This window comes from Pseudoalteromonas apostichopi, from assembly GCF_030297135.1.
Lineage (GTDB): Bacteria > Pseudomonadota > Gammaproteobacteria > Enterobacterales > Alteromonadaceae > Pseudoalteromonas > Pseudoalteromonas apostichopi.
The window spans coordinates 2,097,144-2,122,258 of record NZ_AP028065.1; the positions used below are offsets into that span (position 1 = coordinate 2,097,144).

The 25,115-nt window shown below is 40.6% G+C and carries 22 protein-coding genes and 1 tRNA gene; 13 read left to right on the forward strand and 10 right to left on the reverse strand.

Going from position 1 to position 25,115, the window contains the following annotated elements:
• Positions 1–2 precede the first annotated feature (2 nt).
• From ilvA to can, 4 genes are all read left to right on the forward strand, one after another.
• Positions 3–1,556: a threonine ammonia-lyase, biosynthetic gene (ilvA, locus tag QUE86_RS09380; RefSeq protein ID WP_130049883.1), complete on the forward strand. Its 1,554-nt coding sequence runs from the start codon at positions 3–5 to the stop codon at positions 1,554–1,556.
• 129 nt (positions 1,557–1,685) lie between these two features.
• Positions 1,686–2,690 (forward strand): ABC transporter substrate-binding protein, encoded by a 1,005-nt coding sequence (locus QUE86_RS09385; protein WP_286260362.1) that lies wholly within the window; start codon positions 1,686–1,688, stop codon positions 2,688–2,690.
• 50 nt (positions 2,691–2,740) lie between these two features.
• Positions 2,741–3,919 (forward strand): methyltransferase, encoded by a 1,179-nt coding sequence (locus tag QUE86_RS09390; RefSeq protein ID WP_130049882.1) that lies wholly within the window; start codon positions 2,741–2,743, stop codon positions 3,917–3,919.
• 18 nt (positions 3,920–3,937) lie between these two features.
• The gene (gene can / locus QUE86_RS09395) at positions 3,938–4,600 is read left to right on the forward strand and encodes a carbonate dehydratase (RefSeq protein WP_130049881.1); all 663 of its coding nucleotides are present in this window, start codon (positions 3,938–3,940) and stop codon (positions 4,598–4,600) included.
• 45 nt (positions 4,601–4,645) lie between these two features.
• Here can and ubiK read toward each other — a convergent pair whose 3' ends face one another.
• The gene (ubiK, locus tag QUE86_RS09400; RefSeq protein ID WP_054561163.1) at positions 4,646–4,909 is read right to left on the reverse strand and encodes a ubiquinone biosynthesis accessory factor UbiK; all 264 of its coding nucleotides are present in this window, start codon (positions 4,907–4,909) and stop codon (positions 4,646–4,648) included.
• A gap of 111 nt (positions 4,910–5,020) precedes the next feature.
• Between ubiK and rep the strand changes: the two genes are divergently transcribed.
• The gene (rep, locus tag QUE86_RS09405) at positions 5,021–7,033 is read left to right on the forward strand and encodes a DNA helicase Rep (protein ID WP_286256812.1); all 2,013 of its coding nucleotides are present in this window, start codon (positions 5,021–5,023) and stop codon (positions 7,031–7,033) included.
• On the opposite strand, the gene QUE86_RS09410 is transcribed toward rep, so the two are convergent.
• The 3 genes from QUE86_RS09410 to elbB all read right to left on the reverse strand — a co-directional run bounded on the left by QUE86_RS09410 (position 7,023) and on the right by elbB (position 11,013).
• Positions 7,023–9,587, reverse strand: coding sequence for a bifunctional diguanylate cyclase/phosphodiesterase (locus QUE86_RS09410; RefSeq protein WP_130049879.1), 2,565 nt, complete (start codon positions 9,585–9,587; stop codon positions 7,023–7,025). The two genes, rep and QUE86_RS09410, sit on opposite strands and share 11 nt — an antisense overlap.
• 201 nt (positions 9,588–9,788) lie before the next feature.
• Positions 9,789–10,181, reverse strand: a complete 393-nt coding sequence (locus QUE86_RS09415; protein ID WP_130049878.1) for a c-type cytochrome — start codon at positions 10,179–10,181, stop codon at positions 9,789–9,791.
• Between the two features lie 181 nt (positions 10,182–10,362).
• Complete coding sequence (gene elbB, locus QUE86_RS09420) at positions 10,363–11,013, reverse strand: isoprenoid biosynthesis glyoxalase ElbB (RefSeq protein WP_130049877.1); 651 nt, start codon at positions 11,011–11,013, stop codon at positions 10,363–10,365.
• Positions 11,014–11,524: 511 nt separating this feature from the next.
• On the opposite strand from elbB, the gene polA reads away from it, so the two are divergent.
• Complete coding sequence (gene polA / locus QUE86_RS09425) at positions 11,525–14,260, forward strand: DNA polymerase I (protein ID WP_130049876.1); 2,736 nt, start codon at positions 11,525–11,527, stop codon at positions 14,258–14,260.
• 252 nt (positions 14,261–14,512) lie between these two features.
• Here the strand turns inward: polA and QUE86_RS09430 are convergent, their stop codons facing one another.
• On the reverse strand, positions 14,513–15,433 hold the full coding sequence (locus QUE86_RS09430; protein ID WP_286256816.1) for a lipase family alpha/beta hydrolase: 921 nt from the start codon (positions 15,431–15,433) through the stop codon (positions 14,513–14,515).
• Positions 15,434–15,857: 424 nt separating this feature from the next.
• On the opposite strand from QUE86_RS09430, the gene QUE86_RS09435 reads away from it, so the two are divergent.
• Both QUE86_RS09435 and QUE86_RS09440 read left to right on the forward strand, forming a co-directional pair.
• Complete coding sequence (locus QUE86_RS09435; protein ID WP_130049874.1) at positions 15,858–16,445, forward strand: YceI family protein; 588 nt, start codon at positions 15,858–15,860, stop codon at positions 16,443–16,445.
• The gene (locus QUE86_RS09440; RefSeq protein WP_286256818.1) at positions 16,445–16,963 is read left to right on the forward strand and encodes a DUF1285 domain-containing protein; all 519 of its coding nucleotides are present in this window, start codon (positions 16,445–16,447) and stop codon (positions 16,961–16,963) included. The genes QUE86_RS09435 and QUE86_RS09440 overlap by 1 nt, the downstream gene beginning before the upstream one ends.
• Before the next feature lie 4 nt (positions 16,964–16,967).
• Here the strand turns inward: QUE86_RS09440 and yihA are convergent, their stop codons facing one another.
• Positions 16,968–17,615 carry a ribosome biogenesis GTP-binding protein YihA/YsxC gene (gene yihA / locus QUE86_RS09445; RefSeq protein WP_130049872.1) on the reverse strand — a complete coding sequence of 216 codons (648 nt, stop codon included), beginning with the start codon at positions 17,613–17,615 and terminating at the stop codon, positions 16,968–16,970.
• A gap of 283 nt (positions 17,616–17,898) precedes the next feature.
• Between yihA and QUE86_RS09450 the strand changes: the two genes are divergently transcribed.
• The 3 genes from QUE86_RS09450 (at position 17,899) to QUE86_RS09460 (ending at position 20,393) form a co-directional block, all read left to right on the forward strand.
• A complete protein-coding gene (locus QUE86_RS09450) occupies positions 17,899–18,531 on the forward strand; it encodes a c-type cytochrome (protein ID WP_054561153.1) in 633 nt (210 codons plus the stop codon).
• Positions 18,532–19,281: 750 nt separating this feature from the next.
• Positions 19,282–19,878, forward strand: coding sequence for a Der GTPase-activating protein YihI (yihI, locus tag QUE86_RS09455; RefSeq protein WP_286256820.1), 597 nt, complete (start codon positions 19,282–19,284; stop codon positions 19,876–19,878).
• Complete coding sequence (locus QUE86_RS09460; RefSeq protein ID WP_130049869.1) at positions 19,878–20,393, forward strand: DUF2489 domain-containing protein; 516 nt, start codon at positions 19,878–19,880, stop codon at positions 20,391–20,393. Before yihI ends, QUE86_RS09460 begins: the two co-directional genes overlap by 1 nt.
• Positions 20,394–20,452: 59 nt before the next feature.
• Here QUE86_RS09460 and hemN read toward each other — a convergent pair whose 3' ends face one another.
• Complete coding sequence (gene hemN, locus QUE86_RS09465; protein ID WP_178926534.1) at positions 20,453–21,826, reverse strand: oxygen-independent coproporphyrinogen III oxidase; 1,374 nt, start codon at positions 21,824–21,826, stop codon at positions 20,453–20,455.
• A 272-nt stretch (positions 21,827–22,098) separates the two neighbouring features.
• Between hemN and QUE86_RS09470 the strand changes: the two genes are divergently transcribed.
• Both QUE86_RS09470 and QUE86_RS09475 read left to right on the forward strand, forming a co-directional pair.
• Positions 22,099–22,175: transfer RNA gene (locus QUE86_RS09470), tRNA-Ile, on the forward strand.
• 250 nt (positions 22,176–22,425) lie between these two features.
• A complete protein-coding gene (locus tag QUE86_RS09475; protein WP_286256821.1) occupies positions 22,426–22,740 on the forward strand; it encodes a hypothetical protein in 315 nt (104 codons plus the stop codon).
• On the opposite strand, the gene QUE86_RS09480 is transcribed toward QUE86_RS09475, so the two are convergent.
• The 3 genes from QUE86_RS09480 to QUE86_RS09490 all read right to left on the reverse strand — a co-directional run bounded on the left by QUE86_RS09480 (position 22,703) and on the right by QUE86_RS09490 (position 25,115).
• Positions 22,703–22,924, reverse strand: a complete 222-nt coding sequence (locus QUE86_RS09480; RefSeq protein WP_286256822.1) for a hypothetical protein — start codon at positions 22,922–22,924, stop codon at positions 22,703–22,705. The two genes, QUE86_RS09475 and QUE86_RS09480, sit on opposite strands and share 38 nt — an antisense overlap.
• A 107-nt stretch (positions 22,925–23,031) precedes the next feature.
• Positions 23,032–24,162, reverse strand: coding sequence for a site-specific integrase (locus QUE86_RS09485; protein WP_353506592.1), 1,131 nt, complete (start codon positions 24,160–24,162; stop codon positions 23,032–23,034).
• A gap of 239 nt (positions 24,163–24,401) precedes the next feature.
• On the reverse strand, positions 24,402–25,115 hold the full coding sequence (locus QUE86_RS09490) for a M48 family metallopeptidase (protein ID WP_286256824.1): 714 nt from the start codon (positions 25,113–25,115) through the stop codon (positions 24,402–24,404).

The following is a 25,115-nucleotide window of genomic DNA, read 5'->3' on the forward strand; positions in this document are numbered from 1 at the left end:
TTATGGTTTCTCAAGAGCTCGATTATTTTCGCGCTATCATTCAAGCGAACATGGAGCCGCTTGCAAAAGTCACTGAGGTTAGCGAAATGGCAGATCTTAGTGCTCGGCTAGGCAATCATGTGTGGTTAAAGCGTGAAGACCAACAACCTGTTTATTCATTTAAACTACGCGGTGCATTTCATAAATTGAGCAAATTGCCAAAAGGTTCTGATGTGATTACAGCATCGGCTGGTAATCATGCGCAAGGCGTAGCTCTAAGTGCTTCATTTTTAGGGCATAAAGCAACTATTGTTATGCCTGTTACAACACCAGAAATTAAAGTGAATGCAGTGCGTTCTTTAGGTGGTGAAGTGGTATTACACGGCCATCATTTTGATGCTGCAAAGGCTCATGCTCTAGAGCTCACAGAGCAGCGCAATGGGGTGTTTGTACCACCGTTTGATGATGCAGATGTGATTGTTGGTCAAGGTACCGTTGCTCGTGAATTAATGCAGCAACTCAATGATCTTGATGCAGTCTTTATTCCTGTAGGCGGAGGTGGTTTACTTGCAGGCATGGCAGTGTACATTAAGTCGTTACGTCCTGATATTAAAGTCATCGGTGTTGAAGCCGATGAGAGTGCCTGCTTAAAAGCAGCCCTTGAAGCAGGTAAGCCGGTTGAGCTTGACCGTGTTGGTAGCTTTGCAGATGGTGTAGCAGTCAAAGTCATCGGCACAGAAACGTTTCGTTTAGCACAAAAGTTTTGTGATGAAGTGGTGACTGTAACGGGCGATGAAATCTGCGCAGCAATGCAAGATATCTTTGTTTCGACTCGCGCTATAGCTGAACCTTCAGGGGCGCTATCAACAGCTGGCTTGAAAAAATGGTGTCAACAAAATGGAGTGAAAGGTTTAAATGTAGCCGCGATTTTATCGGGTGCAAATTTAAACTTCGACCGCTTACGTTATGTTGCTGAACGAACAGCTCTTGGCGAAAAGAACGAAGCATTGCTTGCCGTGACTATCAAAGAAGAGAAGGGCAGCTTTAAGCAGTTTTGTAACTCGTTAGGTGGCAGAGCTATCACCGAATTTAATTATCGCTATGCAGGCCCTGGCGAAGCACAAATCTTTGTAGGTATTGCTTTAAGACAAGGCCAACAAGAGCTTGATGAGCTAAAAGCGACACTGACAGAAAACGGCTATACGTTTTGTGACCTATCAGATAACGAGCTGGCTAAATTGCATATTCGTTATATGGTTGGTGGTAAAGCGCCAGCTCAACTTCATGAGCGTTTATTACGCTTTGAGTTTCCTGAATACCCAGGCGCACTGGCACGATTCTTAGATACCCTTGGTAGTAACTGGAATATTACTTTATTCCATTACCGCAACCATGGTGGATCGATTGGTAATGTGCTGGCGGCCTTTGCTATTGAACCGAGTGATTATGAGGTATTCAATGAGCATTTGAACCGTTTGGGATACAACGTTCAAGATGAAACGAACAACCCATGTTTCACCCAGTTCTTAACTAGCCAAGGTCAAGAACTTAGTGAAGTTAAAGCGGCAAATCAGTAGCTTAATATAATCAAGACTGTTCACTAGCAGTCTTGATTTTTCCTCTATTTTTCCTATAGTTAATGCACGGTTCTAGAGCAAGGATGATGCGTGCAAGGTATAAAAAGCCTACTAGGGTTAATCTGTTTAATGCTCTCTATGAGCGCACTGTGCGCTGATAAAGTTAGCTTACAATTAAAATGGACTCACCAGTATCAATTTGCAGGCTATTATATGGCTGCAGAAAAAGGCTTTTATAAGGAAGCGGGCCTTGATGTCTCTATTATACCTGCCGATCCAAACCACCCAGATACCTTCCCTAAAGTGTTAAGCGGCAAAGCTGACTTTGCTATTACTCACTCAGGCATATTACAAAAGCGCCAGCAAGGCGCACCGGTTGTTGCCCTTGGGGCAATATTGCAGTTTTCGCCTTATTGCTGGATGGTAAAAAATAACTCAGATATTTTTCAGCCTAGAGACTTTGCTGGTAAAAAGCTAAGTAAAATCGGTTCAATAGAAAATGCTGAGTTACTGGTGATGTTACAACGTGCAGGATTGAGCCTAGAAAGCTTGATGGCAGCTAGCCATGAAGGAGGCGTTAAAGAGTGGCTTGCCGGTGATATAGATGCGGTACAAGTTTATGTCACTAATGAGCCTTACACGATGACATTGCAAGGAGTAGGTCACCGACTCATTTGCCCGCAAAAGTTTGGTTTGAATGTGTATGGCGATATTTTATATACCTCTGAGCAATTTTTAGCGAAAAAGCCAGAGGTTATTGAGCGCTTTTATCGTGCCAGCTTAAAAGGGTGGCGTTATGCCTTATTACACTTAGAAGAAAGCATCGATGTAACCAAGCAGCACTATGCTACCCAGAAAAGCGTACAAGAGCTGGCCTATGAAGCGCATGTTTTAAAAAGCTACATCCAACCTCCAGGAATTAATCTAGGCAATATGTCGATGGCAAAGTGGCGCTTGATTGCAGATTTATATGGCTTAGATCAGGATGAGTTTGATCAGGCTTTTGAAGGCTTTATGTATGATCAACAGCAAACAGAAGGGTTTGAGCTATCTTGGATGCTGATCCTTGCAATCATTTTAAGTATTGCATGTGTGCCATTGTACATTCGCTTGATCAGCAGTAACCGACGTTAAATAAGATAAAAACTGTTATACTGCTTTTTATTTCTTGTCGCTAAGTAGTTATGACACTTGCCGAGCACTTTGCTGCCTTAGATGCACTGCTATTTTCAACCCGCCAATACTGGCAATGTACCGCATTTGATTTTGATGATCTTCCTTGGCCTGAATTAGCCCACTTATTATGGGCGCTGGATGACCAACAAGTGAGTGAACTAGATGCCGATCAGCAAGCTTTATATCGTTATTTTGCTGATGAAATTGAAAACATTGAACAGCTGGCTGAGTTGTGTGAGTTACCTGCTATCAATTTGGCTCGTAATGAGTTTCCGTTTTGGATAAGTAATGGCATTAAAGGCCGTAAATTTGAGCAATTACAAGACTTTGTTGCAGCTGTTAGTCAGCAGTCATTTAACCAGCCCGTTTTAGAATGGTGCGCAGGTAAGGGGCATTTAGGTCGTATGTTGGCATTTAATGGAGCGCCAAGTGTACATAGCATTGAGCTACAACAACACTTGTGTGATCAAGGTCAGCACAGTGCTAAGCAACAGCAATTGGCAATGCAATTTTCACAAGCTGATGTATTAACCGACGACACCGATGGTTTTTTTGAGCGCCAGCAGCATGCAGTTGCTTTACATGCCTGTGGTCGTTTGCATCAAACATTTATGCAGCAAGCGAGCAAAGCGAAAACCCAGCAAATCAGCTTTTCACCATGTTGTTATCATTTATTCACAGATAACGCCTATCAAGCAATGAGCGAGCCTGCAAAACAAAGCCAGCTTGCGCTTACTCATCGCGATTTAAAACTAGCGCTGCAAGAAACTGTGACCGCACCAAGCCGAGTTGATAAGGTAAGAAAAACAGAAGTTGAATGGCGACTTGGATTTGATGCATTACGTAAATCACTCACTGGTGAAATGCACTATGTAAGTGTGCCATCAGTGAACAAAGCTATATTTTCTGATTCTTTTGGTTCATTTTGTTTATGGGCTGCTGAGAAAAAATCATTATCACTGCCTGAAGGTATTGATTACAATAAGTTTTTAACTATAGGTAAAAAACGCAAAAGGGTTACTGAGCGAGTTGAACTCGTCCGACATGTATTCAGAAGGGCAATTGAAGTTTGGCTCGTGCTCGATCGTGCTTTATATTTGCAACAACAAGGTTATCAAGTAACAGTTAGTACGTTTTGTGAAAAGCAGCTGACACCAAGGAATATCTTGATCCAAGCTAATTATTAAATACCGTAAAGAGGCGCAATGAGAAAGTTAAAAAATTTATTCGAAAATAATAGACGTTGGGCTGCGCGTACGAGTGAAAGTGATCCCGAGTTTTTTAAAATTCTATCAATGCAGCAAAATCCAGAGTACCTGTGGATCGGTTGTTCTGATTCACGTGTACCTGCAAATGAAATAGTAGACTTGCTACCTGGAGAGTTATTTGTTCATCGAAACGTAGCAAATGTCGTTGTTCATACTGATCATAACTGTCTTTCGGTGATGCAATATGCCGTTGAAGTACTTAAAGTGAAGCACATAATGGTCGTTGGCCACTATGGTTGTGGTGGTGTACAGGCGGTATTGAACGGAGCGAGTTTTGGTTTAATTGATAACTGGCTTCGTCATGTAGGTGATGTAAAAGAAAAACACATTGAACAACTCAACTCATTACCAGAACAAGAGCGTTTAAATAGCCTGATAGAACTCAACGTTATTGAACAAGTACGTAATGTTTGCCGTACTAATATCGTCCAAGATGCCTGGGCAAAAGGTCAAGATTTAACAATCCATGGTTGGGTTTATGGTTTAGCCAATGGCCACCTTAATGATTTAGAGTCGGTAGTAACTTGTGCTGAAGAAGCCAGTGATACATACGGAATTGCGGTTAAGCGTGTTTTCGAACGCGTTGCCGAAAAAAGTTAATACCGAATATGGTAGAAAAAAGGAGAGCTAATTAGCTCTCCTTTTTTATTGTTCGTCTTGTTTGCTAGCAAGTTGCTGCTCAAGTAAAGCAACTTTCTCTTCAAGCTCAGTGAGTTTCTCACGAGTACGAATAAGTACTTGGCTTTGAATATCAAACTCATCACGGCTTACAAAGTCCATCTCAGCAAGTTTGTTTTGAATAGCTTGCTTAGTCTTGCCTTCGACTGTTTCGGCAAGGTTTTTCACGCCTTGTGGCATGTTATCAGTGATTTGCTTAGCGATTTCTTCAAGTTTTGCTGGGTTAATCATCTTCGTCCCTTGAGTCACGTAAAAAAACAATCTTACCTTATTGGCTAGGCGTAGTGTAGTGATTACGGTAAAATTGCCCGTCCTATCTTTGGATAATTTCTTTAGGGGCTTATGAAACTCAACCCAAAACAAGATGAAGCGGTAAAATATATCAGTGGACCGTGTCTGGTATTAGCCGGTGCGGGTTCAGGTAAAACGCGTGTTATTACTAATAAAATTGCTTACTTGGTGCAAAAGTGTGAGTACCAAGCACGTAATATTGCCGCAGTTACATTTACCAATAAAGCTGCAAAAGAAATGCGTGAGCGTGTAACGCAAACACTGGGCAAGCAAGAGTCGAAAGGCTTATGGGTTTCAACGTTTCATACGCTTGGGCTTGAGATTATCAAAAAAGAGTTAACTACTTTAGGTTTTAAACCTGGTTTTTCGTTGTTTGATGACCAAGATACCAACCAGTTATTAGCTGAGCTGACCGAAGAAGAGCTTAAAAAGGACAAAGATTTACTTAACCTGCTGAAGATGCAAATAGGTAGTTGGAAGAACGAATTGATTCTACCTGAGCGTGCTGTTAGCGAAGCCCGTGAGCCGCAAAAAGCGTTATTTGCTCAGTTATATGCTCGTTATCAAAATCAACTGCGCGCCTATAATGCCCTTGATTTTGATGATCTGATCATGATCCCAACTTTATTGCTTAGTCAAAATGTCACGGCACGTGAGCGCTGGCAACAGCGTTTTCGTTACTTGCTGGTGGATGAGTATCAAGATACGAATACTAGTCAGTATCAGCTAGTTAAGCTATTAGTGGGTGAACGAGCCCGGTTTACCGTGGTAGGCGATGATGATCAATCTATCTACTCATGGCGTGGTGCAAAGCCACAAAATCTGGTGCTATTGAGTAAAGATTTTCCGGGCTTACGTTTAATTAAGCTAGAACAAAACTACCGAAGTGCTGGACGAATTCTTAAAGCTGCAAATATTCTGATTGCTAATAACCCGCATGAGTTTGATAAAAAGCTATTCAGTGAACTTGGTTATGGTGAGCCCATTAAAGTAATTGGTTGCCGAGATGAAGAGCATGAATCTGAGCGAGTGGTTGCAGAGATCATTTCTCATAAATTCATGAAGCGCACTAGTTATAAAGATTATGCGATTTTATACCGTGGTAACCACCAAGCGCGAGTGTTTGAAAAAGCACTCATGAGTAACCGTATTCCTTATAAAATCAGCGGCGGTATGTCGTTTTTCTCTCGCTCAGAAATCAAAGATATCATGGCGTACTTGCGCTTATTGGTGAATCAAGACGACGACAACGCATTTTTACGTATTGTTAATACGCCACGTCGTGAGATTGGTACTGTCACACTGGAAAAGCTAGGTACCCTTGCTAATGAAAAGCATATCAGCTTATTTGCTGCATGCTTTGAGCCTGAGCTTGCGCACCGATTAAAAGGGCGTGGCTTTAATGCCTTAGCTGGCTTTGCCCGTTGGGTAGTTGAGCTATCTGATAATGCAGTTCGGGGTGATACCCTTGAAGCAGTAAAAGAACTAGTTAGACAAATTAATTACGAAGCTTATCTATATGAGTCATCTCCGAGTGCAAAAGCTGCTGAAATGCGCATGAAAAACGTCTCAGAGCTATATCGTTGGATCACCGATATGCTGACAGGTGATGCAGATAACCCACCGCTGAACCTTGCTGAGGTGGTTAGTAAACTGACCTTGCGCGATATGCTTGAGCGTAACGAAGAAGAGGACGAATCTGATGCCGTGCAATTACTAACATTACATGCTTCAAAAGGCTTAGAGTATCCGTATGTGTTCATGGTTGGCATGGAAGAGGGCTTATTACCGCACCAAGTAAGTATTGATGAAGATAACGTTGAAGAAGAGCGTCGTCTTGCCTATGTAGGAATTACACGCGCCCAGCAAGAGCTAGTAATGACCTATGCTAAAATACGTCGTCAGTTTGGTGAAACCTCAGACACAGAGCTAAGTCGCTTTGTGCAGGAGTTACCACAAGATGACTTAGCCTTTGAAGCGAAGAAGCCACCTTCCTCACAAGCTGAGCGTATGGAGAAAGGCCAGGCACGAGTGGCTAATCTAAGAGCGATGCTTAAGAAGTAATGAATTGTGCGCTAGGTGCTTCGTGCTCGAAGGGAGCCAGCGCATGCTGTTTACCAATAAACAGCGATAATCCGTGCTTATCTAGCAAAGTGCGGTAGTTAAAAATCGACGGACCTTTAGCTATTACTTGGATATTTTGCAGCTTAGTGATAGCTAAAACACCTTGTAGTTGCAAATGATAATTCTCTTGCTGTAGAACACGCTTACTGAATGTTGAACTCAACAATAAGTAATCGAACTGGAACTCAGTTAATAAGTTTAACTCACAGCGATCTTTAGCAAATTCATTTAAACCAATCGAAAACCCTTGTGCGACCAAGCTTTTTAAGTTTTCAATTTGTATCGCTGAAGCGTAACGAATTTCTTGTTCGTTGAACAATAAACACATTCTATTTGAATCGTGTGCGTTTAATAACTTACACAGTGCCTGAAAGTTAATACGCTCTAAAACTAATCCTGAACAAGAAAACAGTACTTTTTCGAGTTGGCTGTTACTTGCTAGGGAAAAGGCTTGTTTTAGTAGATTAAGCTCAACTTCGAAGTGCTGAACACGATCGGTCGCAAATTTTTTGAGTACTTCAAAGCTAGTGCTACCAAGCACAGGGTGCTCACCAAATGCTTCTAGTAAAGACTCAGCGTGAGTTTTTTCATCCAAGGTAATGATTTCTGCACATCTAAAGTGCATAGGCAAATCATCTAGGTGATGCATATTCTCTACATCATGCTGTACATTACTGGCATTAAGCAGTGGATGAAAACACTCAAAGCGATTTCGGCCTGCATTTTTGGCGTAATACATCGCGGCATCCGCATCGCGAATAATTTCATCAGTGTGTTTGTAGCTTGGTTTTGAGTAGGTGATACCAATACTGGCACCACTTTGAATACATTGACCTTTCATACAGAAAGGTTTTTTCATAATTTCGATGATACGTTTTGCAACATCTTGGGCTTGCTGTTGTTCAGTTAAGTGAGTTAGCAATACCACAAATTCATCACCACCTAAGCGTGCGAGTAGATCATGCTCACGAATACAATGCGAGAAAGACTCTGCAACACCAATTAAAAATTGGTCACCTGCCTGATGACCAAGGTGATCGTTTATATCTTTAAATTTATCAAGGTCAATAAATAGCACCGCAAATTGCTGCTCTGGGTAGCGCTGGTAATGCTGCAATGTTTTTTCAAGCTGAGTTAAGAATAAACTGCGATTAGGTAAACTAGTTAATGAGTCGTGGTGTGCATCGTGATACAACTGTTGTTCTATTTTTTTTCGCTCTTCAATTTGCATTTGCAGGTGCATATTAGCTTGGCGAAGCTCTTTAGTTTTTTCAGTGACTCGATGTTCCAATTTTTGGTGACTGAGCTTTAACTCTTGGTTGGCTAGATGAGTTTGGATAACGTTAGCAATTTGATGTGATACAAATGTAATTAGCTCACAATCATCCTGACTAAACTCATGTTTATTATTATAAGCTTGGCAAACAATGAGACCTATAACACCTTGCGAAGTTTTGAGCGGAGCACCTAACCAACTAGTCGCAGTGCGCTCTGATGGAACATTAACAGGCCTCTCTACAACGCCAAGTTTGATGAGCTCTTTTGCTCTTTCACTGTCTATGACCTGGCACTTTTCAGTGCTGAGAACCAGTTCACTGTAGCCTTTAGCAAATGGTCGTGGTTTGCCATTATCGTTAAACTCATCGACGCAATAAGGAAAACTCAACCAATGAGATTGTTGGTCATACAATGCGATGTATAAGTTATCTGCATAGGTAATATTTTTGATAATGCTATGAACATGCTGATATACATCATCAAGGTTTTTACTTTGCGTTGCCAGCTCTGATATTTTGAATAGCAGTTGTTGGCGTTCGAGAGCATTTTTGCGCTGTTGAATTTCGTCGTTAAGTGCTTGGTTACTTTGAGTTAATGCACGGGTTCGAATTTTAACTTCAGACTCTAGTAGTTCACGCTTTTTCACTCGTTCAATTGCTGTTGCTAAGTACAGTGACATAGCTTCTAGCAATTCAATTTGTTGCTCTGAATAGCATTGGTTTATGTCGTAGCTTTGCGCAACCATTACGCCAATAATGACTTTTTCACGGTAGACGGGTACGCCTACCCAGTGCTCTGCAGGTGTACCAAAACATTTAAGTAAGCCTTGTTCAACAGCTTGCTCAGTCTGTTGTTTGGTAAAGTAGCTGGTTTTACCTTGCTTGAATACGTAACCCGTTAAGCCTTCTTTGAAGTACTGCTCATACTTTAATGGTACAGAAAGACCATCTTTTTCATCAGCGAAATAAGACAACTCAAGAGTATCGTAAACCGGGTTATGCAATACAACGAAGAAGTTTTTACTCGGAATATAGTCTTGTAAAATATTATGAATAGCGGGATAGAGCAGGGTTAATTCGGCAACAGTACTTGCTTGCTCTGATAATTGTAAAAGAGCATTTTGCAAGTGATGTGATTGCTTATACTTTTGTAAAAGCGATTTTAAGCGAGCATTCTTACGGGCTAGCTTATCAATGTGTGTTGCTGAATCTTCCAATGATTTAGAACCAGATCTTATTGTTGTTTAAATTTCGTCCTATATAGTTCCACTTTTTTATTAGATCGTCAAGTAACAGATGTTAACAAAATGGTAATTTATTATGGGTCTGAATTGGCTACAGAGCTAGCTTAGCGCTTTAAAATAGACATAAAAAAAGGGCCTAATAAAATTAAGCCCTTAGTATTAGTTTTAAAACTATTACTTGCTAGTCATGAAATCGATAGCAGCGCTGATTTCATCTTCAGAACAATCCATACACGTACCTTTAGGAGGCATTGCGTTGAAACCGTTAAGCGCGTGATCTAAAAGTGTATCTTTACCTTTAGCGATACGAGGAGCCCAATCATCAGCTGATTTAGGAGCACCTAGTGCGCCAGTACCATGACAAGCAAAACAAGCTGCTTGGTAAACTTGCTCACCAGAACGAGGACCTGTAGGCTCAGCAGCGGCCGCAGCTTTATCACCTTCTAGATATACAGAACCAATTGGCGCTAGACGCTTTTTAATTGCATCTTCAGTCAAAGAGTTGTCATACGCTTGTGCATATGCCGTTGTTGCTAGCAGTAATAATGCAGCTGATAGTTTTTTCATTTTGCCTTGCTCACTTCGATTTGAACGTGATCAATCACGATATCTGACGGAAATTAGAACGATTATAACGCTAAGCCACAATTTATAAAATGATCTAAAAGGCTTTTTCTATAGAAAAACCTTCATTTTTTGCGTTAGCGCAAGAAAAGCCTGCATTAGATGCTGGCTATTTGCCCGATTATTAAGCGAGTTCTAATACTTTTTTTACTAATTTTTCGATACCTGCGTCAGCATCTAAAATGCTTTGTGCCAACATATAAGCAGGGGTTGTGACCACTTTATGCTGCTGATCAACAACGATCTCATTAACTGCACAGTTCTGATGTGCACCGCCAAGCTGCTCGATAGCTGCTGCTGTATCAGCGTCGTTACCAATGGTGGTTTTGACACCCTTGCCATATATAAGTGGAAGCATCGCAGGGGCAATGCAAATATACCCAGCCGCTTTATTGGCCTCGACAAAGGCTTTCGCAGTTGTAAGTACATCACTTTGAACTTGGGCATCTACGCCCTTGACTGCAAAATCTGATAAGTTTTTCGCGGCACCAAAACCACCTGGTACAATCAAAGCGTCGAATTCATTTACATTTAGCTCTGTAAGGGCTTTAATTTCACCACGTGCAATGCGAGCAGCTTCAACTAACACATTACGGTTAGGTGCCATTTCTTCACCTGTTAGGTGATTAATGGTATGCATTTGTTCAATATCAGGTGCGAAGCACTCATAGCTCGCGCCTGCTTTGGCTATATGTAATAAAGTTAATACTGACTCATTGATCTCTGCGCCGTCGTAAACGCCGCAACCTGCTAAAATAACTGCCACTTTTTTCATTTTTGAACTCTCCTTAATGCGATTAGCTTTAGTTTAACAAGGATACGAGTCAGCCGACAAAATAAAAAATTTTTGTAGCTCGATAACTCGCAAAGCGTTATGAATAGCTGTTTATGCCTTTTTATAAATTACTAACGAAAAAAAAAGTATAAAGGATCGCTATGATCTTTGATCCATTATGCTAGAATACTCCCCCGGTTATGAAAAGGGATGTTAATTCGGTATCGAATAAGCAAAAGGTTATCGCTACTAAAACCGTTTTCCACATCGGACTAAAATAATAAAAAAAGAACGTCGTAATATCTTTTTTAAATCAAAACATGAACTTACTAAAATTTCCTAAATGTTTTTTCATTTTGGGAGAATTAACTCTGTCTGTTATCTACAAAGTTATCCACAACTTGCTCTTTAATAAACCTCTATTGGTTAATAATTCACAGTCGTTTTCTTGATGGCCTTATGGCATGCTTACAAACAATTTAATGTTATTCAATTAGGATCCAATTTCACCATGGCTCAGATCCCTGAAAATCCACTTATTCTTGTTGATGGTTCTTCTTATTTATTCCGTGCATATCATTCGCCACCACACCTTACTAACTCAAAAGGTGAAGCGACAGGCGCAATCTATGGCGTAGTTAATATGCTTAAGAGTTTGATCAAGCAATATGATCCATCACACATGGTGGTGGTATTTGATGCCAAAGGTAAAACCTTCAGAAATGACATGTATAGCGAATATAAAGCTAATCGCCCACCAATGCCGGATGACTTACGCACTCAGATCGCACCATTGCATAACATTATTAAAGCAATGGGTTTTCCGCTTATTAGTATTGAAGGTGTTGAGGCTGATGATGTCATTGGTACGTTTGCGCGTATTGCTTCAGAGCAGCAACGTCATGTACTGATCTCTACCGGCGATAAAGATATGGCGCAGCTTGTTAATGAGCATGTCACGCTTATTAATACGATGACTGATAGCATTTCAGATCCAGACACTGTGGTTGAGAAGTTTGGTGTTGGCCCTGAGCTGATCATTGATTATCTTGCCTTAATGGGCGACAAAGTAGATAACATTCCAGGTGTTGATGGTTGTGGTCCAAAAACAGCGGTGAAATGGCTGCAAAAATATGGATCATTGCAAGGTGTAATTGATCATGCTGGTGAAATTAAAGGCAAAATTGGTGAAAAGCTTGCTGCAGCACTTGATCATCTGCCACTTAGCTATGAATTAGCAACAATTAAGTGTGATGTTGACGTTGAGTCGGATCTAGAAAGCTTTAAGCTGCAAGAACCTAATCGTGACGAACTTATCGCACTCTATGGTGAGTGTGAGTTCCGCCGCTGGTTAGCTGAACTACTTGATAACCCTAAAGATGCTGACACTCATTTAGATGTACCAACAGAAGCTAACGAATTACCAAAAGTTGCTGATGCGCATTATGAAACAATTTTAACTGAAGAACAGCTTGATACCTTAGTGACGCAGTTAAATGATGCCGAACTTTTTGCTTTTGATACTGAAACAACCAGCCTCGATTATATGCAAGCGCAATTGGTCGGTATGAGCTTTGCGGTTAAAGCAGGAGAAGCAGCGTATTTACCGGTAGCACATGATTATCCAGATGCGCCAGATCAATTAAGTTTAGAAACTGTAATGGCAAAAATTGGCCCAATCTTAGCTGACGAAAACAAAGCGAAAGTTGGACAAAACTTAAAATACGATAAAAGTGTGTTAGCGAATGCTGGCTACGAGCTAAAAGGCATTAAGTATGACACTATGCTGGAGTCGTATGTATTTAATAGTGTAGGTAGCCGTCATGATATGGACTCACTGGCACTTAAATACTTAGGCCACAAAAATATTAGCTTCGAAGATATCGCTGGCAAAGGTAAAAAGCAGTTAACATTTAACCAAATTGAGCTTGAAAAAGCGGCACCGTATGCCGCTGAAGATGCAGATATAACACTTCGTCTTCACCAAGTTTTATGGCCAAAAATTGATGCAGATAATCAGCTAAAGTCGGTATTTGAAGACATAGAATTACCTCTCGTTTCTGTGCTTTCTGATATTGAACGTACAGGTGTTGCAATTGATAGCAACATGCTGGCAGCTCATAGCCAACGTTTGGGTGAACGCTTATTAGAACTTGAGCAAGAAGCCTATGATATTGCAGGTGAAAAATTTAACTTAGGCTCGCCTAAGCAGCTACAAGCGATTTTGTTTGAAAAGTTAGAGCTTCCTGTTATCAAGAAAACACCAAAGGGTGCACCTTCAACTGCAGAAGAAGTGCTGCAAGAATTAGCTCATGATTACCCATTACCTAAGGTGATTATTGAGCATCGTGGTTTGTCAAAACTGAAATCAACGTACACAGATAAACTACCGCTAATGGTTAATGAGCGCACTAAGCGAGTGCATACTTCGTATCATCAAGCAGTAACAGCAACAGGGCGTTTAAGCTCAACTGATCCTAACTTACAGAATATTCCAATTCGTTCAGAAGAGGGACGTCGTATTCGTGAAGCCTTTATTGCTGCTCCTAGCCATAAAATTGTGGCGGCCGACTACAGCCAAATTGAATTACGTATCATGGCGCATTTATCACAAGATAAAGGCCTACTCACTGCATTTGCAAATGGCTTAGATGTTCATAGTGCAACAGCAGCAGAAGTTTTCGGGGTAAGTCTTGAAGAGGTTACCAGCGATATGCGCCGTAAAGCAAAAGCGGTTAACTTTGGCTTAATTTATGGCATGTCGGCATTTGGTTTATCACGTCAATTAGATGTGCCACGCCATGAAGCACAACATTATATTGATAAATATTTTGAGCGTTTCCCAGGCGTACTTGAGTACATGGAAACAACTCGTGAAAAAGCAGCAGAGAAAGGCTATGTAGAGACGATTTTTGGTCGTCGCTTACATTTACCAGAAATCAATGCACGTAACGGTGCTCGTCGTAAAGCTGCAGAACGTGCTGCTATCAATGCACCCATGCAAGGTACGGCCGCAGATATTATCAAAAAAGCGATGCTTAAAGTTCATCAATGGGTGAATGCACAAGCTGAAGGTTCAGTGAAGCTTCTAATGCAAGTGCACGATGAATTAGTTTTTGAAATTAAAGAAGAGTGTGTTGATGAGTATAAAGCTGAAATATGTAAGTTAATGTCTGAAGCTGCTACTCTCGATGTGCCATTGATTGTTGAAGCCGACAGTGGTGACAACTGGCAGCAAGCTCACTAATAGTCGCAATAAATGAGAGCTGTCAGCTATCAGCCGTCAGCTTTCAGACTAAAAGTTAGCGATTTGCTTGACCGTTATACCGTATTTATCTCGAATCTAGCTTCCAATTTAAGGGTCGCGGCATAAAGCCGCTGCTACAAGTAGGCGTGAAACTTGTTTCGCGCGTCTGAAGGCTGAAAGCTGATCGCTTCTGTATATAGAGCATCGCTTCGTGCGACCCGATTTAGCCAAAAATAAATCATTACTCTTTAACTATAACCCCAACTCCTGCAGTCTCTTTACGTGTTGGCGATAAAGCTCAATAGGGTCAACTTCACGAAAATTGTGTAAACCAATAAACTGATTAATCTCATCTAAGTGGTTCATTTCATAATTATCTTTAATTACATAGCCTAAATGACTACTACAGCGTGATATAAGGCCATCATCTTTTCCTAAAATGAGTAATGAGCCAAGTAGCATGGGCAAATCAGTTAGATCCAGTATATTAGTGAGTGCTGCTGTACCACTCCACGAAAAATAGTACACACCATTTTCGGCAACTATCTGACCTTGCTCGCATTTATTTACCGGTAAGCCTTCAGGGTATTTTTGATTAAATGTGTTCGCACCCTGAGTACTTAAGCTATTTAATGCACCAAGTGTGTTTTGTGGTAATTCACTGTTACCTGATAGTAGTGAAATAACACCACCAAGCGCATCAAATATTAACTGGGCTGCATGTTGTGCTTGAGAGTTTGCTGGCAGTTTTTGATTAATAAGATCAATAATTTCACTACCATAATTTGCCCCTCCGATACTGGTTACGGAGGCAATAAGATCAGGTCTAGTTGATGCAACGTAGCGCACAGTTTGCGCTCCTTGACTGTGGCCAATCAAGTTTACTTTTTTGGCACCTGTCAATGCTAAAATTGTTTCGACTTGAGTGAGTAATTGTTCGCCTCGTATCTCAGAGCTATTTATAGCAGAGACCGCTGGTGTGAACACCAAGGTACCATCTTGGTTGAGACTGGTTGCAACATTATAAAAATAATCGAGGCCGAGTAAATTATCAAAACCCATTAGCCCGTGAACTAAAACAACAGGATATTGTGTCGTTGTTTTTTTTGCATGACAGCAAGGATTCATGAAAAAAAGTAAGGTAACAAATAAAAATAAGGGGATTTTCTTCATACCTTTTACTCTTCTACTGCAATTTTTATCACTAACAAGCCTTAAAAAAGTCTGATTTTAGCGTGCTTTAAATTCACTTTACCCTAAATTACGGCTCGCTGTAATGTTAATTTAAGGTAAACAAGAAAAGATGGTTTTAGTGTTTCGTTATATCTTTATCAATTTGTGTTGTTTCTGCGGTTGTGCAATTTATTTTTAATCTGGTATTTGCTAAAGTCCGCGCCGTCCTCATCCTGTAGGACATCCTGTTGATGATGCATCTGAAAGGATGCAACGTATTGATAGCTTCTCCCCAGTTTGCTATAACGACTCACTCCTTGTTGAGTGAGTCGCTTTTTCTTTCTCTTATCATACAATTCATTGCACAAATCAACGCAAGTGATACCATCAAAGTGATTCTTATTTACTTTCGAAGGAATGCGTTATGTTTAAATCTATGGCAATTGCTGCCTTTTCATTATCGAGTATTTTAGTTGCCCCTTTAGCCAGCGCAAACTGGCAAGTTAATAATGAGCAAAGCAACGTGAGCTTTGTGTCTATCAAAAAGAACTCAGTTGCAGAAGCGCATCATTTCAAAAAAGTATCTGGAACACTAGATGAGCAAGGTCAATTTAAGTTGATGATCGACCTGGCATCGGTTGAAACACTGATCCCTATCCGCAATGAGCGCATGACTAAGCTGTTATTTGAAACGGCTAAATTTCCTAATGCTGTGTTAACTGCTGATTTAAGCAAAACATTGTTAAAACTTGAGCCTGGCCAACATGTACTTAAAGGTTTAAAGGCTGAGTTAGACTTTCATGGTAATAAAAAAGACCTAACAATTGATGTGCTTGCTAATATGTCACCGAAAGGCGATGTAACCGTATCATCTTTTACACCCGTTATTATTAATGCGAGTGATTTCAAAGTAACAGAAGGTATTAGCGAACTGCAAAAGCTTGCAGGTCTACCATCTATTGCAACAGCTATACCTGTGACATTCTCTTTGACGCTTGATAAAGATAAATAATGCAATCACTTGCCGAATTAGAAGCCGCTCTTCAGGCTCCCGATAAACCCTTTGATCAATGGCAGCCACAAAATTGTGGGCAATTGCCAATGACGATTGATGCGCAAGGGCGGTGGTTTTATGCCGGCAGTGAAATAAAACGCGAGGCAATGGTTAAGCTCTTTGCCTCAGTTCTTTGCAAAGAAGTTGATACTTATTTTTTAAAAACGCCGGTCGAGAAAATGGCCATTACAGTCGATGATGTGCCTTTTGTTATTATTGATTGGCGTTTTGAAGACACAGAGCAAGGTCCTGCGCTTTGTTGTGTCGATAATTTGCAGCGTGCATGGCTCATATCAGCAAAGCAACCATTGGTATTACGTGAATTTGAAGGTGTCAGTGTGCCTTATCTTCAATTAGCACATGGCTTGGCTGCGCGGGTATCGAGAAATGTTTATTATCAGTGGGCCGAAATAGCCTGCTCAGACGAGCAGGGCTATTACTTAGAATCATTAGCCAAGCGTTATTACTTGGCCTAAGCGATTAAGCTTCTGGTTGTTCGTCAGACTCAGGAGCTTCAACTTCAATGGGTCCTAAAAACCACTCATCTAGCTTTTTAGCAACTTCAGGTAAGCCTGTGCCTTTTAATGAAGAGAAGGCATGAACTGTAATATCACCATCTAAGCTACTTAACTCACGGCGAACTTGTAAAACTTGCGCTTTACGTGCGCCTTGTTTGAGTTTGTCGGCTTTAGTTAATAGTGCCAGCACTGGAATTTCACTACCAACGGCCCAGTCGATTAAGTCACGGTCTAAATCTTTTAACGGATGGCGAATATCCATTAAAACAACGATACCTTTTAAGCTTTGACGCTTTTGTAAGTATTCACCTAGCGACTTTTGCCATTTTTTCTTCATTTCGATAGGTACTTTAGCGAAACCGTAACCCGGTAAGTCGATAAGGCGTTTATCGGCATCAAGTTCAAAGGTATTGATCAGCTGAGTACGACCTGGTGTTTTAGAAGTTCGAGCTAACTTTTGATCAGTCAAAGTGTTTAGAGCACTTGATTTACCAGCATTAGAGCGACCAGCAAACGCGACTTCAATCCCCGTATCAGCAGGTAAGCGTGAGATATCAGGTGCGCTGGTAACAAAGGACGCAGTGTTGTATTTGATACGAGATTTGAGCACAGGCTCTCCTAGTCTTTTATAAAAAATAACAAGCAGTGGCTAATTTCCACTTAAGGCACGTATTTTATACTATTAAAGCAGCATTCAAAAGCGTATTTAAGCGTGCTAAATTGGCTTTAAATTAGGAAAATTACTAAGTAGAAACTTAATCTAAGTCAAATCCCTATAAATTATGAGCTTAATGTGGGCAGAAAACGTGCCAGAGAATTTATTATCGTGTAGAATATAGAAATCACAACATCCATATTGTAGATGATACAGGGTCGGAAACAGAGAATTCACCATGAAAAAAATAGCACTATCTTTAACTATATTGCTTGGTACGTTGTCAGCAAGCAACGCAACAGCATTTGATGGCGATGTAAACGCAGGTAAAGAGAAATCGGCAACGTGTGCGGCTTGTCACGGCCCAGACGGTAATGCACCGGTTAATATCTACCCTAAAATTGCAGGCCAACACGCAGATTATATCTATAAACAATTACAAGAGTTTAAATTAGGTATGACATCTGGAGGCAAAGAAGGTCGTATGGATCCAGTAATGAGTGGTATGGCTATGCCGCTTAGCGATCAAGACATGAAAGACCTAGCTGCTTACTTCTCTTCTTTAAATATGTCTGAAGGTACAACACCTAAAGATGTAGTGGAAGTGGGTCAACAGCTTTATAAAGCCGGTGATGCTGAGCGCGGTATTCCAGCATGTGCTGCGTGTCACGGTCCACGTGGCAACGGTACATCACTAGCAAAATTTCCGAAAGTTTCGTTCCAACATCCAGAATACATCAAGTCACAACTTGAAAAGTTCCGTGATGGTACGCGTAATAACGACTTAAACGGTATGATGCAAGATATCGCTAAAAAGCTAACAGATAAAGACATCGAAGTACTTTCAAAATACTTAGGTGGCTTACACTAAAGTCTGATTGCGGATAGAAATACTCCGTATTAATATGTGATTAGTGTGAAAAAAGCAGCGCAAGCTGCTTTTTTTGTATTTAACACATGTCGAAATCTCCTACTCTCGTGTGAGACATTGTCCATAGTGAGCTGTAAGCTAAATCCTATTTTTATTTCTATTTTTAGCATAACTCTTTGTTATTAAATGGATTGCACTTGTTGCAATATCTTATCTGTAAGAAAAATTATATAAATTAGTTGTAACAAAATTATTAATGAGTAAATTAACCACTGTCGCTGAGACATCAAAACAACATGGACAATGTAATAAGGAAAGTGATTGCGGCAAGTCTTTAGGGGTTGACACTGGTTAGGTGTCCTAAAGGAAATAACAAAAAAGCGTCAGGATTGACCGAGAATAATAAAAGCTCATGGAAGTTTAATAATAAAAACAAAATGGAATGCTACACGGAAGGTTAAAAAAATAACAAAATGGATAAACAATAATAATAAAAATAATAAAGACTAAAAAGTCGAAGGGAGAAGTGTCCAGATAATTGGCGCTCAGATTAGTAGGCGGTAGAGATGTTTTCTCTACCGCCTTTTTATTTGTCCTGTTACAATAGCCACCGTTTGTACTAAAAGTATAAAAAGTGCGCAGTTCGTCAAGTTGACCAACCACATCCGCACATCGAATTCTTCTGGTTATGCCAGCATTACAATGCCACAAAGGCGTTGTGCACAACCTCTTAAGTGAGATGATCAAGATATGAGTAGAAAGAAAAAGTCGCGTAAAATTCCATCAAATGGTCCTGTACGTTTAAGCAAAGAAAAGCTTAAAGAAATGCGCGCGTTAAAAGAGCAGCGAGTTAAAAAGACCAAAGGCGCTAAACCAGGGTCTCGAAATGCACCTGATGTACTAAGCGCAGAAAACGCAGCTGCGAACAATCAACCGAAAGATAAGCGTGTTGGTAGTAAAAAGCCTATTTCTTTAGTTGCCCCTAAGGCCGAGCCGAAAGTTGAAATGAAACGCAACTTGAAACCAATGGTTGAGCTTAAAAAAGTGGCTGAGCCTGAATTAACGCCAGAGCAAGAGTTAGAAGCGCTAGAAAATGACGAGCGTCTACTGAAGTTGGTTGAGCGTCATGAGCGTGGCGAGTTATTAACTGGTAAAGATGCTAAGTACTTTAATAGTCGTATTGCTCGTCATCAGGCATTATGCGAGCTATTAGGTATTGAAGATGAAGACGAGTACGAAGATGACTTTGAAGATGATTCATTCGATGAAGGTGAGTCTGACTTCGATAAGTACTTATCAGATGACTTAGCCAACGAATGGTTTGATGACGAAGATGAGGATGAGTGATGAGCACAACCTTGATTATTGCCATAGTAATTGGTGCGGCAATTATCGCAGGGCTTGCGTTTTATGCAGGACAACTTCTTTATAAACTAAAAGAGCAAAATAAGCTTATAGCCAAGAAGCAAGCTGAGCATGAACAAAAGCTTGCAGCATCAAAAGCAAAACGTAATGCAAAGTTAGCCGATAGCATTCATTTAATTGCCCGTGCAATGAATGAAGAGCAATGTGAGTTCTCTGAAGGCTGCTTACGCATTTGGGTGCTGATCTCTCAATACAGCTTTGCAGAAGAGTTTGAGTTAAGTGAGCGTTACCCTGGCATCTTTAAAATGTACGAAGTCGTAAAAGATATGCCAACGCACGATGCTCGAAAGAAATACTCTAAAAAAGAGGTTTTCAAAATGGACACCGTTCGCTGGCGTGCTGAAGAGCAGCATAGCGATGAGATTAAAGCAGATTGCGCCCGCATAATTGAAGAGTTTAAAGCCGCGCCAGGCAGCGAAAACGTAGTATTCAATTAAGCAGAAGTTGTGATTTAAGCAAAATAAAAAGCAGAGCCTAGGCTCTGCTTTTTGTTGGGCTAGATAACTCGTGAGAAACGAGTTTGCTTGATTTGTTGTTGTAGGTGCGCATCAAAGCACATACAAATAATACGAATAAATAAATTACCGCGGGCTGTTACTGTGATCTTATCTTGGCTAACAGTCACCAAGCCATCAGCAAGCAGTGGGTCGAGTGCTTTTAGTGCCTCACAGAAGTAGCTAGCGAAGTTGATATTAAATTGTTCTTCGATTGCTGGAATATCAAGCTCAAACTGGCAGATCAATTGTTTGATTACTGCGGCACGTAAAGTATCGTCATCAGTTAGAGCGACACCTTTACATACTGCACTGCCAAACCCTTCTTGCACAGCTTTGTAATAGTGCTTTAACTCTTTTTCGTTTTGTAAAATAGCATTGCCAATTTGCGAAATAGACGACACGCCTAAACCTAATAAGTCACACTGTCCATGCGTTGTGTAACCTTGGAAATTACGATGTAATTGACCTGCGTTTTGCGCAATTGCCAGTTCATTGTCTTTACGGGCAAAGTGGTCCATACCGATAAACTGATAACCCGCCGCTAACATCTGCTCAAGTGTATTTTTGAACATAGTGAGCTTATCGCCAGCAGATGGTAAGTCAGCGTCTTTAATCTTGCGCTGTGCTGCGAATCTATCTGGTAAGTGAGCATAGTTAAATACCGAAACGCGATCGGGGTTTAGTTCAATAAGCTGTGCAATCGTCTCTTTGAAGCTCTCAGGCGTTTGCAAAGGTAAACCGTAAATCATATCGGCATTAATAGATTTAAAGCCAAGCTCACGAGCTTCACTAATCAAGCCTTTTACAGATTGCACGCTTTGTGGACGATTAACCGCCAGTTGCACATCATCATTGAAATCTTGAATTCCAAACGAGACACGATTGAAGCCAAGCTTACGTAGGTGAACTAGCATGCCATCAGCTAAAGAACGAGGGTCAATCTCAATACCACGCTCGGCATCATCAGCAAAATTAAAGTGCTGTTCAACTAACGTCATTAAGCGGCTCATTTGTTCTGCCGATAAAAAAGTTGGCGTACCACCTCCTAAATGCAGTTGCTCAACTTTATAATCAGCAAAAAGCGTTGCTTGCTCAGCAATCTCAAGCGCTAAATTATCTAGGTATAAATCGGCTTTGGATTGATGACGTGTGATCACCTTGTTACAGCCACAGTAATAACAAAGCTGACTGCAAAAAGGGATATGGATATACAGCGATAAAGAACGGCTTTTCGACGCTGCAATCGCGTTAATCATATCTTGTTGGTTATAACCATCAGCTAAAGACAATGCCGTTGGGTAAGATGTATATCGAGGCCCAGAAATATTGTACTTGTTGATCAGAGATTGATCCCAGCTTGGTAAATTTATCACAGTCAGCACTCCGCAATTGATTGAGCGGCTATTTTAACGAGTTTACTGATCTAGCTATTTGATCTAGAACAATGTCGGAAGCTAGAAACTAATCGGCATGCTTTAAGGTTGTTGTAAAAACAAAAAGTTTACTATTTGAGCAATTGAATTAGTGATTGTTAAAATAAAGGGTTTTGCTAGTGACAAGGTTACAAAAACTTTTTATACTGCATCCCGCTTTAGTCAGTTAAACCTGCTAAACGCATCAAAAATTTAGCTTTCGCTAATACATTGGCCCCTTAGCTCAGTTGGTTAGAGCACACGACTCATAATCGTTAGGTCCCCAGTTCAAGTCTGGGAGGGGCCACCATTTTCTTTATATTAAAACATGTAAATCAACGCTTTACACCAATCTTTAACAGTTTTGTTCCACTTTTGTTCCATCCATGTTTTTATCCTTAAAATTCAACCAAATAAAATTATTTTTAATTTTTTAAAAATATTTTGTCAGGTTTTTTGAGTTTGTCTCGTCTATAGCTGCAAATGACACGAAGTTGTTCTATTCGGTGGTAGCGATAGGCAGTGTCTTATGTATCTATTTTTACGAAAAGGACAAGCTCATGACGACTACAACATCAACTGTGAATACGCTAAAACTTGATTCAACGAATGCACCATTTAGTGATGCTGCTCTTTGGTTAAAAGAAGGTTGGGGGCTATTTAAAAAGGCGCCGTTTAAACTTTTCTTACTAATGACACTGTTCGCTATTTTGCCTGGGCTAGTGCAACTATTGCCAGCACCTATAGGTTTAACATTATCGAAATGGTTAGCGCTTATATTAATGGCAACGGTGTGGCCATTGTTGTTTAACCTGAATAATCAGCGAGGTTTTTCATTTAAGCATAATGCAACTGTTCTTGTTCACTCAGTGTAGCTAATATGCCTTTATCATTATCGTCAGAGAGTAAAATGCAAAAAGTATTGCCGTACTCCTGCCAGAACTGTTTGGCCTCAGCCTCATCGTCGAAAGGTTCAACTAGCAAACTTATTACTTCATCTTTGATCTTTACTGGGATTAATAGAGCAATATCTCCCGACAATTCAGTAATTACATACATATTCGTTTTCCTAAAATAGAAAAGCCGGTTCCCCTAAAAAGAGGAACCGGCTAAATATTAATAACCATTAATCTGATATGTGTCTGATCACAAGGTTGGTGCGCTACTTAATCCACCTCAACCAGCAAAGCTATTTGACCTGTCACTTCACGCAACCTATCGGTTGATAGGTGGGCATACCGAGTTGTTGTTTGGGGATTATGATGCCCTAATAAATGCTGGGTTTCGTATAGAGTTGCACCAGAGTTAATTAACATGCTGGCGAAACTGTGCCGAAGATCGTGTATTCGCAAATCAACCAAGCCTCCTGCTGAAGCCTTGATGCGGGCAAATGCTTTTTTCGGGTGATGAATATGCTGACCTTTCATCTTCCCTGGAAAGATAAAAGTGTTGCCCTTCTTACGAAATGGCTTTTGCTCCAATATCGTTTTCAATGCAGCATCGTTTAACACCACTGTCCTGGAAAAACCTGATTTAGTATGAGGTAAGAATAAACTACCTTTACCATCGACTACCTCTAAGTTTGACCAACGAGCAGAAAGGATTTCACCGATGCGCATACCCGAAAGCACGGCTAGCTTGAGTGCATTTGTAGGTGTACGAGATGGTTCTGCATCGCAAGCAGCAATGAAGTTATCCAGCTCTTCCTTAGTCAGATACCTTTCACGCCGATTGTTTTCTTTAAGTTTGCGAACCCCAGCAGCCGGATTGATGAAAGGTTGTGGGGCAAAGTTCCACTCAATCGTCAACTTAAACATACGGTGTGCTAGGCTTAGCATCCGATTGACCGTTGCTGGCATATGATCTTCAAGCATCTTATCCAGAAAACGTTGAATATCATGCTTTGTAATCTCAGTTAACCGCCTATCCTGCCACATTGGATACATATGGTTATCAAGGATAGACTGATCGCCTCTAAAGCTGCGTTTGTTAGCCTTGGAATAGGGCATGTAATGCTGCTCAGCAAACTCGTAAAAGTTTAAGATTGCCCTGGCTTCATCTCGCTGCTGCTTAGGATCTATATCGTCAGCTAACTGCCGTTTGTATTCAGCAATTTTCATTCGGGCAGAATTAACATCAATAGGACCATACTCGCCGAGTTGGATGCTTCTCTTGCGGCCTAAGAAAGTATAACGAAACAAAAATCGTTTACGTCCTTGCCGATTAACTATAAGACGTAATCCAGTACATGCTTCATCTGAATACTCGGTTTCCCTCTGGGGTTGCCGGCAAGCTATCTATCTGACGTTTGTTAAATTTGAATCTCGTTGGGTACATAAGAAACTCCATAAACAAAAACGCCGGACAAGAAGCTGACCGGCGAAAAGAATAATGGGAAAAATAAAAGTGAATTGAGCCAGTAACCTTCTGGCTCCAATTACTTGTTTGAAATGTTTAGACCCAAAAAACTATGGAAAGCTGGATCTCAGATTTCTTATATATGTTTGTATAGTGGATTGACCCGACGACTTGTCGCTTAATAACTCCAGTTTTCATGTCTGACGGGGAGTTTGTTAAGCTCATCCTTATATAGTCGCCACTTAGGCAAAAATAAGTCCATTAATGATGTGAATCTCTTGTTGTGAGTTGGCTCGATCAAGTGTGTCATCTCATGCACCACTATGTACTCTAAACACTCAGGAGGCTTTTTTGCAAGCTCTAGGTTCAGCCAGATACGTTGAGCCGCAGGGTTGCAAGTTCCCCACTTAGTTTTCATTTTTTTCACACCAAATTCAGCAACGGAAACCTGCATAATTTTCTCGTATTGCTTAATCAGCTCTGGAATTGCCGACTTTAATCGAAGACGATACCATTCATTGAGTATTTTACTTCTTTGTTCTGGAGAGCTTTCACGCCTAGTTTCAAGCACTATATATTTATGGTTCACTGAAACACTTGGTTTGGCATCTACATACTTAACTCTTAGCTGATAGCGTTTACCCTGAAAATAGTGACTTTCTCGCTCGATAAACTCTCGCGGCGCTTCACGTTGTTGATTAATAAACTTCTTTTGCTGCTGCTTCACCCAAGAGAGTTTTGAGATAACAAAGACTCGAATAGTATCGATTTCCATACCAAGAGGTGCGGAAACTCTCACGCGCCCATTTGGCGGATGGACACTCAAATGGACGTTTTTGATATTCTTTTGAACAATCTCAATAGGAATATCACCTAACTGAATCTCTGCCAT

Coding starts and splice junctions, on each gene's coding strand:
- yihI (WP_286256820.1), top strand. CDS start 19,282: ATGAGTAGAAAGAAAAAGTCGCGTAAAATTCCATCAAATGGTCCTGTA.
- elbB (WP_130049877.1), bottom strand. CDS start 11,013: ATGAAAAAAGTGGCAGTTATTTTAGCAGGTTGCGGCGTTTACGACGGC.
- QUE86_RS09440 (WP_286256818.1), top strand. CDS start 16,445: ATGCAATCACTTGCCGAATTAGAAGCCGCTCTTCAGGCTCCCGATAAA.
- ilvA (WP_130049883.1), top strand. CDS start 3: ATGGTTTCTCAAGAGCTCGATTATTTTCGCGCTATCATTCAAGCGAAC.
- QUE86_RS09460 (WP_130049869.1), top strand. CDS start 19,878: ATGAGCACAACCTTGATTATTGCCATAGTAATTGGTGCGGCAATTATC.
- QUE86_RS09450 (WP_054561153.1), top strand. CDS start 17,899: ATGAAAAAAATAGCACTATCTTTAACTATATTGCTTGGTACGTTGTCA.
- polA (WP_130049876.1), top strand. CDS start 11,525: ATGGCTCAGATCCCTGAAAATCCACTTATTCTTGTTGATGGTTCTTCT.
- QUE86_RS09430 (WP_286256816.1), bottom strand. CDS start 15,433: ATGAAGAAAATCCCCTTATTTTTATTTGTTACCTTACTTTTTTTCATG.
- can (WP_130049881.1), top strand. CDS start 3,938: ATGAGAAAGTTAAAAAATTTATTCGAAAATAATAGACGTTGGGCTGCG.
- ubiK (WP_054561163.1), bottom strand. CDS start 4,909: ATGATTAACCCAGCAAAACTTGAAGAAATCGCTAAGCAAATCACTGAT.
- QUE86_RS09385 (WP_286260362.1), top strand. CDS start 1,686: ATGCTCTCTATGAGCGCACTGTGCGCTGATAAAGTTAGCTTACAATTA.
- QUE86_RS09475 (WP_286256821.1), top strand. CDS start 22,426: ATGACGACTACAACATCAACTGTGAATACGCTAAAACTTGATTCAACG.
- rep (WP_286256812.1), top strand. CDS start 5,021: ATGAAACTCAACCCAAAACAAGATGAAGCGGTAAAATATATCAGTGGA.
- QUE86_RS09435 (WP_130049874.1), top strand. CDS start 15,858: ATGTTTAAATCTATGGCAATTGCTGCCTTTTCATTATCGAGTATTTTA.
- QUE86_RS09490 (WP_286256824.1), bottom strand. CDS start 25,115: ATGGCAGAGATTCAGTTAGGTGATATTCCTATTGAGATTGTTCAAAAG.
- QUE86_RS09415 (WP_130049878.1), bottom strand. CDS start 10,181: ATGAAAAAACTATCAGCTGCATTATTACTGCTAGCAACAACGGCATAT.
- QUE86_RS09390 (WP_130049882.1), top strand. CDS start 2,741: ATGACACTTGCCGAGCACTTTGCTGCCTTAGATGCACTGCTATTTTCA.
- QUE86_RS09480 (WP_286256822.1), bottom strand. CDS start 22,924: ATGTATGTAATTACTGAATTGTCGGGAGATATTGCTCTATTAATCCCA.